The organism is Kitasatospora sp. NPDC101183, assembly GCF_044767945.1.
Taxonomy (GTDB): domain Bacteria; phylum Actinomycetota; class Actinomycetes; order Streptomycetales; family Streptomycetaceae; genus Kitasatospora.
Genome location: NZ_JBIWOW010000022.1, coordinates 115,211 through 130,542, shown reverse-complemented (window position 1 = coordinate 130,542; position 15,332 = coordinate 115,211). Strand labels below are relative to the sequence as shown.

14 protein-coding genes are annotated in these 15,332 nt (G+C 74.6%); 7 read left to right on the top strand and 7 right to left on the bottom strand.

Annotated features, from left to right (window positions below; genetic code table 11):
* Nucleotides 1–121: 121 nt before the first annotated feature.
* On the bottom strand, nt 122–2,446 hold the full coding sequence (locus ACIRRS_RS28330) for a glycosyl hydrolase family 18 protein (protein ID WP_402976278.1): 2,325 nt from the start codon (nt 2,444–2,446) through the stop codon (nt 122–124).
* A 330-nt stretch (nt 2,447–2,776) separates the two neighbouring features.
* On the opposite strand from ACIRRS_RS28330, the gene ACIRRS_RS28325 reads away from it, so the two are divergent.
* From ACIRRS_RS28325 to ACIRRS_RS28310, 4 genes are all read left to right on the top strand, one after another.
* Nucleotides 2,777–3,406, top strand: a complete 630-nt coding sequence (locus tag ACIRRS_RS28325; protein WP_402976276.1) for a class I SAM-dependent methyltransferase — start codon at nt 2,777–2,779, stop codon at nt 3,404–3,406.
* Nucleotides 3,403–4,059 carry a hypothetical protein gene (locus ACIRRS_RS28320; RefSeq protein WP_402976274.1) on the top strand — a complete coding sequence of 219 codons (657 nt, stop codon included), beginning with the start codon at nt 3,403–3,405 and terminating at the stop codon, nt 4,057–4,059. The genes ACIRRS_RS28325 and ACIRRS_RS28320 overlap by 4 nt, the downstream gene beginning before the upstream one ends.
* A gap of 49 nt (nt 4,060–4,108) precedes the next feature.
* A complete protein-coding gene (locus ACIRRS_RS28315; RefSeq protein WP_402976272.1) occupies nt 4,109–5,221 on the top strand; it encodes a hypothetical protein in 1,113 nt (370 codons plus the stop codon).
* A 150-nt stretch (nt 5,222–5,371) separates the two neighbouring features.
* Nucleotides 5,372–5,959, top strand: a complete 588-nt coding sequence (locus ACIRRS_RS28310) for a TerD family protein (protein WP_402976270.1) — start codon at nt 5,372–5,374, stop codon at nt 5,957–5,959.
* A 50-nt stretch (nt 5,960–6,009) separates the two neighbouring features.
* Here the strand turns inward: ACIRRS_RS28310 and ACIRRS_RS28305 are convergent, their stop codons facing one another.
* Nucleotides 6,010–7,665, bottom strand: coding sequence for an ABC transporter permease (locus ACIRRS_RS28305; protein WP_402976268.1), 1,656 nt, complete (start codon nt 7,663–7,665; stop codon nt 6,010–6,012).
* Nucleotides 7,662–8,636 carry an ATP-binding cassette domain-containing protein gene (locus ACIRRS_RS28300; protein ID WP_402976266.1) on the bottom strand — a complete coding sequence of 325 codons (975 nt, stop codon included), beginning with the start codon at nt 8,634–8,636 and terminating at the stop codon, nt 7,662–7,664. The genes ACIRRS_RS28305 and ACIRRS_RS28300 overlap by 4 nt, the downstream gene beginning before the upstream one ends.
* Before the next feature lie 94 nt (nt 8,637–8,730).
* On the opposite strand from ACIRRS_RS28300, the gene ACIRRS_RS28295 reads away from it, so the two are divergent.
* Nucleotides 8,731–9,258, top strand: a complete 528-nt coding sequence (locus ACIRRS_RS28295; RefSeq protein ID WP_402976282.1) for a GbsR/MarR family transcriptional regulator — start codon at nt 8,731–8,733, stop codon at nt 9,256–9,258.
* 64 nt (nt 9,259–9,322) lie between these two features.
* Here the strand turns inward: ACIRRS_RS28295 and ACIRRS_RS28290 are convergent, their stop codons facing one another.
* A complete protein-coding gene (locus ACIRRS_RS28290; RefSeq protein ID WP_402976264.1) occupies nt 9,323–10,738 on the bottom strand; it encodes a lytic murein transglycosylase in 1,416 nt (471 codons plus the stop codon).
* 525 nt (nt 10,739–11,263) lie between these two features.
* On the opposite strand from ACIRRS_RS28290, the gene ACIRRS_RS28285 reads away from it, so the two are divergent.
* Nucleotides 11,264–11,674: a hypothetical protein gene (locus tag ACIRRS_RS28285; protein WP_402976262.1), complete on the top strand. Its 411-nt coding sequence runs from the start codon at nt 11,264–11,266 to the stop codon at nt 11,672–11,674.
* Nucleotides 11,675–11,728: 54 nt separating this feature from the next.
* Nucleotides 11,729–11,989 (top strand): hypothetical protein, encoded by a 261-nt coding sequence (locus tag ACIRRS_RS28280; RefSeq protein ID WP_402976260.1) that lies wholly within the window; start codon nt 11,729–11,731, stop codon nt 11,987–11,989.
* Nucleotide 11,990: 1 nt separating this feature from the next.
* Here ACIRRS_RS28280 and ACIRRS_RS28275 read toward each other — a convergent pair whose 3' ends face one another.
* From ACIRRS_RS28275 to ACIRRS_RS28265, 3 genes are all read right to left on the bottom strand, one after another.
* Nucleotides 11,991–13,541: an alpha/beta hydrolase gene (locus tag ACIRRS_RS28275; RefSeq protein WP_402976258.1), complete on the bottom strand. Its 1,551-nt coding sequence runs from the start codon at nt 13,539–13,541 to the stop codon at nt 11,991–11,993.
* A gap of 106 nt (nt 13,542–13,647) precedes the next feature.
* On the bottom strand, nt 13,648–14,286 hold the full coding sequence (locus tag ACIRRS_RS28270; protein WP_402976256.1) for an NAD(P)-dependent oxidoreductase: 639 nt from the start codon (nt 14,284–14,286) through the stop codon (nt 13,648–13,650).
* A 24-nt stretch (nt 14,287–14,310) separates the two neighbouring features.
* Nucleotides 14,311–15,219 carry an EamA family transporter gene (locus tag ACIRRS_RS28265; RefSeq protein ID WP_402976254.1) on the bottom strand — a complete coding sequence of 303 codons (909 nt, stop codon included), beginning with the start codon at nt 15,217–15,219 and terminating at the stop codon, nt 14,311–14,313.
* Nucleotides 15,220–15,332: the final 113 nt, after the last annotated feature.

Genomic DNA, 15,332 nt, shown 5'->3' with positions numbered 1-15,332 from the left:
ACCCCGCCCGCCGCCGGGGGGGGGGGGTGGTGGGGCGGCGGGGGGGGGGGCGCCCGCCCCGGGGGGGGGGCCCCCGCCCCCCCCCCCCGGCCGCCCCCCCCCCCACTTTTCTGACGGATCGTCAGCGAAGCGCCGCGTCCATCGAGTTGAACATGGTGCCCGCGGCGTCGTCGTTCTCCAGGGAGAAGGCGAACATGCCGCCCAGGCCCTTGCTCTTGGCGTACGCCCCGCGCGCCTGGACGGCCTGCGGGGTGTCACCCGTCCAGAAGTTGGTCCCGTCGTAGACCCAGGTGCTCTCGGTCGCCGGGTCCCAGTGGGTCTGCGCGGCGGTCGGGTTGAGCTCCTTCCAGGCGGCCAGTCCGGCCTCCTGGCTCAGCGGCTTCTTGGCCGTCGGGCCGGTCGCGCTCTGGTAGAGGCCGAAGTTGGAGCCCGCCGGGACGCCCGTCCAGCCGCGCCAGTAGAACGGGATGCCCAGCACGATCTTGTTGGCCGGGAAGCCGCCGGGGATGCCGTAGTCGGGCAGGCCCGTGGTGTACGCGGCGAGCGTGGTGTCCACGTTGTACTTCAGGGTGCCGGGCTTGATCGGCGTGGTCGGGTCGGCCGCGCTGTCGTGCAGCGGGTCCTGGTGGTTGGTCGGGCCGGTGGCGTCCCAGGAGCCGTGCATGTCGTAGGACATCACGTCGGCGTAGTCCAGGTAGGCGCCGATCTTGTCGGTCTCCAGCTGCGCGATCTTGTCCTGGCCGCTGGGCAGTGCGGCGCTCAGCAGGTAGCGCTTGCCCTGGGCGGAGCCGAGCGCGTCCAGCTGGGTGCGGAACTCCTTGAGCAGCAGGGTGAAGTTCTGCTTGTCGGCCGCCGAGTAGTGGTTGCCCGCGTGGCCGCCGGCCGAGCCCGGGTACTCCCAGTCGAGGTCGATCCCGTCGAAGATGCCCGCCGCCGAGGCCTTGCCGCCGGCGGCGTCACCGGCGACGCCGGTCGGCAGGTTCCCCTTGAGGAACATGTCGACGCAGGAGGAGACGAAGGCCTTGCGGGAGGAGTCCGTGGCGGCCGCGTCCGAGAAGTACTTGGAGTACGTCCAGCCGCCGATGGAGATGGTGAAGCGCAGGTTGGGGTACTTGGCCTTGAGCTGGCGCAGCTGGTTGAAGTTGCCCTTCAGCGGCTGCTCCCAGGTGTCGGAGCCGCCGTCCACGCTGGTGCCGGAGTTGTAGTCGGACTGGTAGTCCGCGTACGCGTCGCCCGCGCCGTCACCGGCGTTGGGGTTGGAGTCGTTGCCCGAGTCGGAGGCCTTCACCGCCTGGAAGCAGGTGAACTTCGTCGGGTCGATGTTGGCGAAGGCGTAGTGGATGACGTCCAGCTTGGACGCGGCCCCGCTGGTGTCCACGTTCTTCGGGTAGTAGGCGTTCTCGTAGACGCCCCACTGGTCGAAGTAGGCCGAGCGGACGGGCTTCGCGGCGGGCGCGGCGGCCGTCGTGGTGCTCACCGGCGCGGACTGCGCGGAGGCGTGGGCGCCCGAGTAGCCCTGGACGCTGAAGGTGTAGCCGGTGCCCGGCAGCAGCGAGCTGACGGCGACCGAGGTGCCCATCGAGGTGGCGACCAGCTGCCCGTTGGACCACACCTTGTAGGCGATCGGTCCGTCCCCGCTGTTCAGGGTGGAGGGCTGCCAGGTCAGCACCACGGCGCCGGAGGTGACCTTGCTGACCGTCACCCCGGTGGGGGTGGTGACCTGGCCGTCCCCGGCCGGGCCGCCGGCGGTGGACGTCGCGGTCGGCGAGGCGGTCGGGCTGCCGGTGGTCGTGGGGCTGCTCGACGCCGTCGGGCTGGTCGAGGCCGTGGGGCTGCTGGAGGCCGTCGGGCTGGAGGTGGCGGTCGGGCTCGCCGTCGGGCTGGAGGTGGAGGTGGGCCCGGCCGGGCCCGTCAGGGTGAGGTCGTCGGCGTAGTAGGTGCCGGTGCCGTACCAGCCGTGGGTGAAGACGGTGACCGAGGTGGTCGTGGCGCCCGTCGTGAAGGTGCTGCTCAGCTGGTTCCAGCCGGTGCCGCCGGGCGTCCAGGAGGAGGCGTTGACGCCCGTGCCGGTGGCGCCGAGGTAGACGTAGCTGCCCTGCACCCAGCCGGAGAGCGTGTAGCTGGTGTTCGGCAGGACGGTGACGGTCTGCTGGCACTGCGCGGTGTCGGAGCCGGAGGCGGCGCCGCTCAGCGCGTAACCGCCGCCGTGCACCGGGGTGGTGACGACGGAGCCGTTGGAGCAGGTCCAGCCGGCCAGGCTGCCGGTCTCGAAGTCCCCGTTGGCCAGCAGGTTCACGGGCGCGGCCGAGGCCGGGCCGAGGGTCAGGGCGAGGGCGGCGCCGCTGGTGGTCAGCGTGGCGGCCAGCGCCAGGGCGGTCGCTCTGCGGCGCCGTGTGGCCGGACGGCCGGGCTGTGCGGCGGGTGCGGGCAGGACGCGGTCGTGCATGCGGGATGTCCTCCGGAGATGTGGGGGGTTCCGGCGGTGCGTGGCCCGGACGGGCCGTGGGGAGCCTGCTCGGGCGTGGTGGGGACGCTCGGGCGGGTGACGCGTGCTGACGGACGGTTCGCGGCCGCGCGGGGCGGCCGACCCGTGCACGTCACGACTGAACAGATTGGACTGGACCAATTGTCGCCGTCAAGGGTGCCGACCGCCCCTGTCCGGCCTTGTCCGGGAAGGGACGCTCCCCGTCCGCCCACCGGACCGCGGCCGACCCGGCGGCCCCGCGCCCGGTAGGTTGACCCCTACCGAGCAGGCCGGTCGGACGGAGGAGGCGCCATGGACAGCCAGGACTGGGACGACCGCTACGCCGCGAGCGAGCTGGTGTGGGGAGCCGAGCCCAACCGCTGGGTGGTGCGCGAACTCGACGGCGCGGCCCCCGGAACCGCCCTGGACCTGGCCGCCGGAGAGGGCCGCAACGCCATCTGGCTCGCCGCCCGGGGCTGGGAGGTCACCGGCCTGGACTTCTCCGCCGTCGCCCTCGAACGCGCCGAACGCCTCACCGCCGACCTGCCCGACGAGGTCGCCGACCGCCTCACCTGGCGCCACGGCGACGCCCGCGCCTTTGAGGCCCCCGGCCCCGGCTACGACCTCGTCCTGGTCGCCTACCTCCAGGTGCCCGCCGCCGACCGCCGCACCGCGCTGCGCCGCGCCGCCGACGCCCTGGCCCCCGGCGGCACCCTGCTCGTGATCGGACACGACCTCGGCAACCTCACCGAGGGAGTCGGCGGCCCGCAGGACCCTGCCGTCCTCTTCACCCCGGAGGACGTCCTCGCCGACCTCGACGGCACCGGCCTGCGCACCGTCCGCGCCGAGCGCGTCCACCGCACGGTCGCCGCCGGCTCCGGGCACGGCGGCGAGGGCGTGGCCGTGGACGCGCTGGTCCGCCTGGAGCGGGGTGCCGAGTGACGCAGCCGCTCAGCCGGCGCACCCTGCTCACGGGCTTGCTGGCCGCCACGCCGCTGGTGCTCGCGGGCTGCTCCTCGGGCAAGTCCGACAAGAAGGCCAAGGACGCTCCCGTGACGAAGGCCGCCGACCCGGGCGGCGAGGCCTTCGTGATGATCATCCGCCACGGCGAGAAGCCCACCGGCGACCAGAACGGCCGCGACGAGAACGGCAAGAAGGACGGCAAGTCCCTGACCGAGCGCGGCTGGTCGAGGGCCAACGCCCTGCCCGGCCTCTTCGCCCCGCCCGCCCCCGGGCTGCGCACCCCCGCCCGGATCCTCGCCGCCGCCGACCAGGGCCCGCTGGCCGGCGCCCACCGGATGCGCCAGACCGTCACGCCGCTGGCCGCCAAGCTCGGCCTGACGATCGACACCACCCACGCGGAGTCCCAGGAGGGCGAGTTGGCCGCCGCCGCCCTCGCCGGGGCGCAGCCGGTGCTGATCTGCTGGGAGCACTCGCGCATCTCCAGGATCGTCGAGGCCCTCGGCGCCTCCGGCAGCGGTGCGCCCGCGAGTTGGCCGGACCGCTTCGACCTGGTCTGGGTCCTCTCCCGCCCGGCCGGAGGGGCCTGGACCTTCCAGGAGGTGCGCCAGCACCTGCTGGACGGCGACGCCTGATCACCTCCGGTTCACCGTTTGTGACCCTTCGTCAACTAGCTTGTGGCGCATGAGAACACGTACGTTCATCGTGCCCGCGGCCGTCGCGGTACTGCTGCTCACGGGATGCTCCTCCGGCTCGGACGACAAGGGCGCCGCGACGCCCGCCCCCGCGTCGCCGAAGGCCACCGGCGCGGCCCCGGGCGCCACCGCCTCCGGTGGCTCGGCGGCCGGGGCGCAGCGCCGCGGGGACGGCGCCGAACTGGTCTACCGCGCCGACGGCACCCGCAGTGCGCAGAACCCGGCCTACGCCCCGGACGGCGGCTCGCTGCTGCTGACGGAGTTCGCCGAGGGCTACAACAAGGGCGCCGCCGCGCTGCGGACCCTGCCGCTGGCGGGCGGCGCCGCACCGGCGACGGTGCTGTCGGACCAGGACAAGACCGCCGTCAACCTGTCCGGCACCAGCTGGAGCGCGAGCGCGGGCGCCTTCACCTTCGCCAGCGACCGCGAGGACGGCCACGACGAGGTGTGGCTGATGAAGCCGGGCGGCGCCCCCGAGCGCGTCACCCGGCACGACGACGACTCCGGCTACGACGAGCCGACCTTCTCCCCGGACGGGCAGTGGATCGTCTACCAGCAGAGCTGGGACGCGGGCAACGCCGCCGACCAGGGCGACGCGACCGCGAGCCCGGCCCCGTCGGAGACGCCCCAGCTGGACTCGCTGTGGAAGGTGCCGCGCGGCGGCGGCGCCCCGGTGAAGCTGGTGGACGGCCAGGCCACCGGCACCGCGAACCGGCAGCCCAACTGGTCCCCGAAGGGCGACCGGATCGTCTTCCAGCGGCGCGCCGCGAACGGTGAGAACTGGGCGCTGTGGACGGTCAACGCGGACGGGAGCGGCCTGCGGCAGATCACCGAGGTGCCCGGCGACCACACCGATCCCAGCTGGTCCCCGGACGGGCGGCGCCTCGTCTTCTCCTCCACGGCGGGCGGCCTGGCCAACGCCCAGGTCTTCGTGGTGTCGGCGGACGGCGGCACCCCGGCGCGGGTGACCAACGACGGGGCGAGCTACGACGGCGCGCCGAGCTGGTCCCCGGACGGCAAGTGGATCGCCTTCGAGTCCTCCGCCGGCGGCGCGGACGACCATCCGGCGGCGCTCTGGAGGATCGCGGCGCCCGCCCAGTAGCGCTCCCGGACGCCGGGTGGTGTGTGCGACGGGTGTGGGTGAGAGGGAGGTGCGGTCGGGGTAGGGTCCGGTCAAGACGTCACCCGATGATCGTAAAACCATCCACCTTCGCGAGGGTGTGACGGGCGGCGGCAGCAACGAGGAGGCACGATGAGCGTTTCGCTGGTCAAGGGCCAGAAGATCAGCCTGGAGAAGCCGGGCGGCGGGCAGCTGAGCGTGGTCCGCATGGGCCTGGGCTGGAAGGCCGCGCAGCCCAAGGGCTTCTTCGCCAAGCTGATGGCCACCGGCCGGGACATCGACCTGGACGCCTCGGCCGTGCTGTTCGCCCAGGGCAAGCCGGTGGACGTGGTGTTCTTCCAGCACCTCACCAGCAACGACGGCTCGGTGCGGCACAGCGGGGACAACCTGGTCGGCGGCGCGGGGGACCGGACGGACGACGAGTCGATCGTGGTGGACCTGCTGAGGGTCTCCGCCGCCGTCGACCAGATCCTGTTCACGGTCAACTCCTTCACCGGGCAGACCTTCCAGGAGGTCGAGGCAGCGTTCTGCCGGCTCGTCGACGAGACCACCGGCACCGAGCTGGCCCGCTACACGCTCACCGGCGGCGGCCCGTACACCGCGCAGATCATGGCCAAGGTGCAGCGCACGCCCGGGGGTTGGCAAATGGTGGCGATCGGGCAGCCGGCCAGCGGGCGGACGTTCCAGGACCTGATGCCGGAGATCAGCAAGTACCTCTGAGTCGTACGGGCCCGCCTCCCCGGTGTCACGGGGAGGCGGGCCCTTCGCGTTCAGCCGACGTCGCGGCGGCGGAACCCGGCCAGGCCCAGCGCCAGCAGCGCGGCCGCGACCAGGGTGAGCACCGCGAGCGGCGTCCAGTCCATGGCCGCCGCCGGCAGCCGGGGCACCTGGCCGAACGGCGAGACCCGGTCCAGCCCGGAGGGCAGCTTGAGCAGCGGCCCGAGGTAACCGACCACCAGCGCGTACCCGGGGACGATCCAGGCCAGCGGCATCGCCCGGGGCAGCCAGCCGTACACCACCGCCGCCACGCCGACCGTCACCCACTGCGCCGGGGCGAAGGCCAGGGCAGCGCCGACCAGCCTCGGGAACTGCCCGGCGTCGCCGGTGGACAGCGCCCCGGCCAGGCCGAACCCGACCCCGGCCGCCAGCAGCACGGCCGTCGAGCCCAGCAGCGCCGCCGCCAGGTGCCCGCCCAGCCAGCCCGCGCGGGAGACGCCGGTGGCCAGCACCGGATCGGCCCGCCCGGCCGTCTCCTCGGCGCGCGGGCGCTGGGTGGCCAGCACCGCGTAGACCGCGCCGACCACGGCCACCACCAGCAGGGTGTACGCGGCGTACGCGTCGGTGAGCGAGCGGCCGCCGACGCGGGTCAGCGCCTCGCGGATCTGGTCCACGCCCTTGAGCATCGAGTCGGCCTGGCCCAGCACCGAGCCGTACATCGCGCCGAGCAGCAGCAGTGCCGCCGAGAAGCCGCCGATCAGGCCCCGGTGCAGCCGCAGCGCGAGGCCCAGCGGGGTGCCCAGGGCCGGGGCGGCGACGGGCGGGCCCGGGCGGGCGGCGCGCAGGCCCGCGCCGACGTCCCGGCGGGAGCTCAGCAGGAAGGCGGCCGCGCCGACGGCGGCGGTCAGGGCGAGCAGGGGCAGCAGCGGCCACCAGCGGTCGCCCGCGAAGGGGTAGGTGCGCTGCACCCAGCCGATCGGGGAGGCCCAGGCGAGGCCGCTCTCGGCGGAGTCCCCGGCGGCGCGGACGGCGTAGGCCGCGCCGATCGCGGCCATGGCCAGCCCGGAGGCCGTCCGGGCGTGCGGGGAGACCTGCGCCGTGACGCCGGCCGCCGCCGCGAACAGCAGCCCGGCCCCGGCGGTGGCCGCCCCGTACAGCGCCGCGCCGGAGGCGGTGATGCCCGGCACGCCCAGGCCCGGCAGGCCGACGGCGAGGAACAGGCCCAGGGCGAGGTTCGCGGCGGCGGCCGTGGCCAGGGCGGCGGCCAGCTGCGCGTGGCGGCCGACGGCGGAGGAGCGGACGAGCTCGGCGCGGCCGCTCTCCTCCTCGGCCCGGGTGTGGCGGGTGACGATCAGGACGCTCATCACCCCGGCCAGTACGGCGAGCATGCCCAGCAGCCGGTGGCTCAGCATCGAGCCCCAGGTGTAGTCGGCCAGGTAGTGGCGGGGGCCGGTCATCGCCAGCAGGGCCGGGCTGGCGGAGGAGCTCGCGATGGAGGCGCGGTCGGCGGCGCTCGCGTAGAGGGTGTGGACGCTGTTGGCGGTGGAGACCGTCAGCAGGCCGAGGCCCAGCACCCAGACGGCGAGGCGGACGCGGTCGCGGCGCAGGGCGAAGCGCAGCAGGGCGGCGGTGCCGGTCAGCGTCGACGCCCCGCCGGGGCTCCTGCGGTCCGCCCGGGGGCGGGCGGGGGCCTTGGCGGTGGTGGTCATCGCCCGGCCTCGCTCTCGTCGTCGGTCCTGGAGTCGGTCTCGGTCTCGGTGTCCGTCTCGGCGTCGACGGGGTGCCCGTTGGCGGCCAGCTCGTCGCCGTAGTGGCGCAGCATCAGCTCCTCCAGGGTGGGCGGGTGGCTGACCAGCGTGCGCACCCCGGCTTCGCTCAGCAGCCGGACGGCGGCGTCGAGCCGGGCGCCGTCCACGGCGAAGCGGACGCGGGCGCCCTCGGTGCGGAGGGCGTGGACCCCGGGCAGTTCCTCCAGCCCGGCGACGGGGCGCAGGGTCTCGGCCTCGACGGTGGTGCGGGTGAGGTGGCGCAGCTCGCCGAGGGTGCCGGTCTGGACGACCCTGCCGCGTCGGATGATGCTGACGCGGTCGCCCAGCTTCTCGACCTCGTCGAGGATGTGGCTGGAGAGCAGGACGGTACGGCCCTGCGCCTTGGCCTGGTGCACGACGTCCTGGAAGACGACCTCCATCAGCGGGTCGAGGCCGGAGGTCGGCTCGTCGAGCAGCAGCAGTTCGGCGTCGGAGGCGAGCGCGGCGACGATGGCGACCTTCTGCCGGTTGCCCTTGGAGTAGCTGCGGCCCTTCTTGGTGGGGTCGAGGTCGAAGCGCTCGATCAGCTCCGCGCGGCGGCGGGGGTCGGGGCGGCCGCGCAGGCGGGAGAGCAGGTCGATGGCCTCGCCGCCGGTGAGGTTGGGCCACAGCTGGACGTCGCCGGGGACGTAGGCGAGGCGGCGGTGCAGCTCGACCGCGTCGCTCCACGGGTCCAGGCCGAGCAGCCGGGCGGTGCCGCCGTCCGCGCGCAGCAGGCCGAGCAGGACGCGGATGGTGGTGGACTTCCCGGCGCCGTTGGGGCCGAGGAAGCCGTGCACCTCACCGGTCTCGACGGTGAGGTCGAGGCCGTCCAGCGCGGTGGTCCGGCCGAAGCTCTTGCGGAGGCCGGACAGGGTGATTGCCGTGGTCATAGTTCTGAAGGTACCGTGATTTCAGAAGAACGTGAATATTGAGAAGGCGTTAAAGTTCAAGCGGAAGTGATCACGTCGGGTGAACGAAGAGGGGTTGCGGGGCGTGTCGGAGCAGGAGTCGGCGCAGGGGCGCGGTGACCGGGCGGTGTCGGACTTCGTCGAGCGGTTCGCCGCCGAGCTGGTGGTGGCCGGCATGGGGCGCATGCCGTCGCGGATCTTCGCCTGTCTGATGGCCGAGGAGAGCGGGGTGCTGACCTCCGCCGAGCTGTCCGAGCGGCTGAAGATCAGCCCGGCCGCCGTCTCCGGCGCCGTGCGCTACCTCATCCAGGTCGGGCTGGTCGCCAAGGAGCGCGAGCCGGGCTCCCGGCGGGACAGGTTCCGGGTGCTCAACGACGTCTGGTACGAGTCGCTGACCAGACGGGACGAGATCATGACGCGCTGGATCCGGGTGCTGCGGGAGGGCGAGAGCACCGTCGGCACGGGGACGGCCGCGGCCGCGCGGATGGCGGAGACGGCGGAGTTCTTCGAGTTCATGATCAAGGAGCTGCACGGCATGCTGGAGCGCTGGCGCACCCGGCACGAGGCGCCCACGGGGGCCGCGGAGGGCTGGCACGGCGCGTAGCGGCACGTCCGGAACGACCGAGGGGCCCGGCGCGCGGGTGCGCACCGGGCCCCTCGGCGGTGGGTCACTTGGCGGACGCGGCCGCCGTGGGGGCGAGCGAGGCGGTCGCGGCGGCGGAGACGGCCGTGGCCGGGGTGCTCGGCGCGCCGCCGGGCGTGGTGGCGGCCGGGGTCGTGGTCGCGGTGGGCGTCGGGCAGCCGGCCGGCACGGTGGGCGTGGCGCTCGGCGTGCCCGACGGCGTCGCGCCGGGCGTGGCGCTCGGGGACGGCGTGCCGGTCGGGGAGCCACTCGGCGTCGCGGTGGCGCTCGGGTCCGGGCAGGCCGAGGGCGTGCCGGTCGGGCTGCCGCTCGGCGTGCCGCTGGGGTTGCCGGTGCTGGGGGTGCCCGTGGGCGTGGCGCTCGGCGAGGTGCCGCCGCTCGGTGTCGCGGACGGGCTCGCCGACGGACTGGCGGAAGGGCTGGGGGACGGGCCCGCGGAGGGCGAGGCCGAGCCGTCGGGCGTCGGCGTGACCGGGGTGCCCGGCTCGGGCGTGACCGGCGCCGTTCCCGTGCCGCCCGTCGAGCCTGTCGGCGGCACGTACGGGGAGGGCAGCAGCGGGGACGGGGTTCCCGCGCGGTCCGGCACGGTGGCGACGCCTCCACTGCCGAAGTGGACCGTCCAGTTGCGGACCGTCCGCAGGTACTCCGTCGAGTTGTTGTAGCTCAGGATCGCCCGGTCCAGCTGGGCCGGGTCGGCGAGGTCGCGCCCGCCCGCGCACAGGTAGCGCCCGGCGGCCTCGGCGGCGTCGAAGATGTTGTTCGGGTCGGCCTTGCCCTTGCCGTTGGCGTCCACGCCCCAGGAGGCCCAGGTGGACGGGATGAACTGCATCGGGCCGACCGCGCGGTCCCAGCGCTGGTCCCCGTCGTAGACGCCGCCGTCGGTGTCGGGTATCGCGGCGAAGCCCTGGGAGCCGTCCAGCACCGGGCCGAGGATCGGCGTCAGCGTGGTGCCCGCGACGTCCACCTGGCCGCCGTTGGCCTGAGCGGACTCGACCTGGCCGATCGCGGCCAGCAGCTGCCACGGCAGGTGGCAGCCGGGGGAGCGCTGGGCGATCCGGGCCTCCGCCTGCCGGTAGGCGGCGAAGACCGTGGCCGGGAGCGCGGGGCCGGTGGCGGCGAACGGGCCGGCGACGGGCTGGCCGGGCAGGCCCGGCACACCGCCCGGGGCGCCGGGCGGCTGCGGAAGCTGGAGCGTCCCGCCGCCGTCGGCGGGCGTGACCGGGGTGGTGCCGCCGGGCGTCGGGAACAGGCGGCCGCCGTCGGGGGCCGAGACGCCGGAGGGGGCGGCCGGGTCGGCCGCCGCGGTCGGCGCCATGCCGAGGCCCGTCACCTGGGAGCCGGTCAGCGCGGCGAGCGCGGTGAAGACCGCCGCCGTGCCCGCGACCCGCTTGCCGATGCGGAGCCTGCGCCCGCCCCCGATGCTGCCCAACCTCGACGCCATGCTGTGGTGCCCCTCCCCGTAGCCGCCCCGGACGCTCCCGGAACGGATGAGACCTCGTCATCGTGCCCGCCCGCAGGAGGCCGGCATCCGCCGCCGGATGATTAGTATCACGACGGTCCGACGCCGACGGGGTGCCCGAGGTGAACTCCCAGGGCAGGGCGTGGATGTGAATCACCGGCGCCCGGGCCGGTCGGCGCGCCGTCGGAACCGGTACGAACCAGTCCATCCGCGCCCACCCTCCGGGCGGGGAACAGCAGTTGGACGGGGCCACAACGCGGCATGTCGCCCGGGCTCCGGCGGAGGGGGCGGTTCGGGGCGCGGAGGTGGTGCGTGGGCGGTGCGACGGGCTCCCGGCGGCGCCCCGGTGCCGTCGCGCTGACCTGGCGCGATGGCCGGCCGCCCTCCGGCCGCCCCTAGCAGGGCCGGGCCCCCGGCGCCAGGGGCCTGCCCCAACTCCCGCCTGGACGGGTGACGTTCTGGTGAATGTGGGCATGCCAGGGTCGGGGGAGCGACATGCTGTGCCGCGTGACGACGTGGATGGAGGACCGGACCGTGAGCGCGAACCTGCCGGAGACCGTCGCCGAGGGGGCGGTCGTCCTGCCGGCGCCCCCTCGGGTGGTCGGCGACCTGGCCCGAGACCTGACCCAGGCCGCCGCCGCCGTCCGGGCCGTCTCGCGGACGTGCCGCGGCGGCGGGGACGTCTCGGTGGCCGCGTACACCGCCGTGGTCTGCACCGGCCGTTCGGCCGCCCGCGCGCTGGAGGAGGCGGCCGCCTGGTGCCGCCAGGCCCCCGAGGCCGAGGTGCACTCGCTCGCCTGGGCCCGGGTGCCGGGCCACCGCGAGGACGTCGACGAGTACCGCGTCACCCTCGCCGTCAGCTTCCCCGACGAGGAGACGGGCGAGCACCTCGGCGACACGCACCGGTCCCGCCGCTGACGTCGTACCATCGGGTCCATGAATACTGGGGGTACGAACGAGGGGGCCGACGGCATGACCAACGGGGTTGCGGCACAGACCGGTTCGGACGGGGGCGGCGGCCCGCGCGAGCTGTCGCGGGCCGCCGCCGTGGCCGCCACCGTGCTGGCCGTCCTCTGCGGCTGCGCGGTGATGCTGGCCCTGCTGAGCTGGCTGGGGTGGAGCATCCCCCTGGTCGGCGTGCTGGTCGCCAAGGCCGGGATCAAGCTGGCGTTCGGAGGCTTCGTCGGCCTCGCGGCGGCCTTCGCCTGGCTGCGCACCCGGCTCAGGTCCTAGCTCAACTGGCCTGCGGGGTCGGGCAGGTGAGGTCGTGCTCGGGTGCCCGGTCGTCCAGCAGGTAGCGCTCGACCACGTCGGTGACGCAGGTGTTCGCCGTCGGGTACTGGCCGTGGTCGCCGCTGCCGGTGACGGTCACCAGCCGGGAGCCGCGCAGCGCGCGGTGGGCGCCGAGGGCGGCCTCGTAGTACGTCGCCGGGTCGTGCACCGAGTTGAGCATCAGCGTGGTCGGCAGGTGCGCGCCGGTGATCTTCACCTTGGGCGCCGGGTCGGTCGGCCAAGCGGCGCAGACCGCGCTGAACGCGAGGGTGCGGGGGCCGACCAGCGGGTACTTCGCGGACAGGTCGGCGCCGCGCTCGACCCAGGTGTCCATGTCCCGGTTCCACGGGGTGTCGGAGCAGGTCACGGAGAAGTACTCGGCGGTGAAGTCGGGCCCCAGGTACTGGCCGAAGGCCTTGTGGGCCAGCGCCTTGGCGTCCGGGCCGGCCGACTGCCAGTCGTCGACGGCGGTCAGGGCCTGCGCGAAGTACGGGAAGTTCGAGGCCTCGTAGAGCGTGCCGATCGCGCCGTTGTCCAGCTGGTTCGGGCCGATCGTCAACGACCCGTCCACGACGGGGGTTTCGTGCAGCCCGGCGCGCACCCGCTCCCAGTGCGCGTTCACCTCCTCGGGCGTCGAGCCCCAGTGGTAGGTGGCGTCCCGGGCGGCGAGCCAGGGCAGGAAGTCCTCGTCGAAGCGCCGCTGGAAGCTCATCGGCTGGCCCGTCTCGAAGCGCTCCCAGGTGCTGTCCCAGCCGATGTTGCTGTCCAGGATCATGTGCCCGACCCGGTGCGGGAAGAGCGCGCCGTAGTAGGCGCCGATCATCGAGGCGTAGGACGGGCCGAGGTAGTTGAGCTTGCGCTCGCCGAGCAGGGAGCGGAACAGGTCGACGTCGTGGGCGCTCTGCGCGGTGTTGAGGTAGGGGAGGAGGTCGCCGCTGTTCCGCTGGCAACTCTCGGCGAACTTGCGGGAGTTGTCGATGACCTTGGCGACGGCCTCGGGCGACTGGTCCCGGAAGTCCCCGGCCATGAACTCCCGCCACTGCTCGTCCGTCTCGCAGACCACCTTGGTGCTGCGGCCGACCCCGCGCTGGTCGAGGCCGACGATGTCGTACGCGGCGGCGACCTTGGGCGCGTTCTTGACCAGCCCGGCCGGCCGGAGCAGGCCGTCCTGGGCGCCCGGCCCGCCGGCGGCCAGCATCAGGACGCCCTTGCGCGCGGCCGTGTCGGTGGTGCGGTGGCGGGAGACGGCGATGCTCAGGTCCCCCAGCCCGGAGTCCGGGTCGTTCCAGTCGCGGGGGACGGTCATGGCGGCGCAGTCCAGGAGCGGCTGCCCCTGGCAGGGCTGCCAGGTGAGGATCTGCTGGCTGTACCGGGCGGGCACCGCGACGGCGTCGCCCGGGTCCCGCCCCTCGGGGGCCGCCGAGGCGGCGGTGGCGGGCAGGGCGAGGCCGGCGAGGGTGGCGGCGGCGAGGGCCACGGCGGCCCGGCGGGTGCGGGAGGAGGTCGTGTTCACGGGAATGATCCTGTCCGGCCCCGCCCTGACGATCGATCACGCGCGCACCCGAGTTGGGGGTGGTGCTGGCTACACCCTGACATCCCTTAGGGGCGCCCCCGGGGCTTCAGTACGCGGCGGTGAAGCGCAGGCGGCGGTGGGTGGGCCGCTCGGCCTCGTCGAGGAGGGCGACGGCGAGGTCCTCCATGGAGATGGCCGAGGCGCCGTCGGCGTCGACGAGCAGCTCGTCCCGGCCGAGGCGGAAGCGGCCGGTGCGCTCGCCGGGCTCCAGGAGCGCGGCCGGGCTGAGGTACGTCCAGTCGACCTCGGCCTCGGCGCGGTAGAGGTCCAGCTGCTCGCCGCAGGCCAGGGCGATCGCCCGGATCGCGTCCGGGAAGGCGGGGTCGTCGAGGACGGTCGCGCCGCCCGTGCCGGGGACGGTCAGGCTGCCCGCGCCGCCGACGGCCAGCACCCGTACGCCCGTACCGGCGAGGCCGGTGAGCAGGCCGCGGGTGGCGGCGGGCAGTTCGTGCTCGCTGCCGGGCGCGGGGCGGGTCGCGGCGACGACCAGGTCCTGGCCGTCGGCGATCCGGGCGACGGCCTTCGGGTCCCGTGCGTCGCCCTCGGCGATGGCGACGGTCGGTGGGAAGCCGTGCGCCTTGGCGGAGTCCCTGAGGACGGCGGTGACCTCGTGCCCGCGGCCCAGGGCCTCGGTGACGACCCGGCGGCCGACGTTGCCGGTGGCGCCGAAGACGGTGATGCGCATGGGGTGCTCCTCGGTGACCGGGGTTCAGGCGTTCTCGTGGACGGGCGGGGGCGTGGCGTTCTTCGGTGCGTCGGGGTCGGGTGGCGTGGCGGCGGGGGCGGGTCGGGGTCGCTGGGTCTGGGCGGAGATCAGCGCGCCGAGGACGATCAGCGCGCCCAGCGCCTGCAGCGGCGAGAGGTCCTGGCCGAGCGCCAGCCAGCCGAGCGCGGTGGCGACCACCGGGCTGAGCAGGGAGAGGAAGGAGGCGGAGGTGGGCGGCAGGGCGCGCAGCCCGCGGAACCAGAGCGCGTAGGTGAGCGCCCCGCCGATCAGGCTGAGGTAGGCGAAGCCGAGCAGGTTGGTGCCGGTGAGGCCGGCGGGTGGCGGGCCCTCGACCAGCAGGGTCACCGGCGCGAGCATCAGCCCGCCGGCGGCCAGTTGCCAGCCGGTGGTGGCGAGCACGGGCGCGGGGGAGGCCCAGCGCTTGGAGAGCACCACGCCGGTGGCCATCACTACGGCCCCGCCGAGCGCGGCTGCCACGCCGACCATGTCGAGCTGCGCGTTGGCGCGCAGCACGAGCAGGCTGACCCCCGCGACCCCGGCGATGCCGGAGAGCAGGGTGCGCAGGGTGAGCCGGTCGCCGAGCAGGGCGGCGGAGAGCCCGGCGGTGACCAGCGGCTGGACGGCGCCCACGGTGGCGGCGACCCCGCCGGGCAGGCGGTAGGCGGCAACGAAGAGCAGGGCGAGGAAGACGCCGATGTTGAGCGCGCCGAGGACGAGGGAGCGCCACCACCAGCTGCCCGTGGGCAGTCGGCGGGTGAGCGCGATCAGCAGCAGTCCGGCGGGCAGGGCCCGCAGGGTGGCGGCCAGGAGCGGGCGGTGGGGCGGGAGGAATTCGGTGGTGACGAGGTAGGTCGATCCCCAGACGGCGGGGGCGACGGCGGTCGTCAGCACGATTCCGAGTCGTTGTCTTAGCACTAAGCCAATGTATCTCAGTGCTAAGGCACATTCCACCCGAACGGAGGAGTGTGGTGGCTCACAGTTACCTCACTGCTAAGAAATCGAGG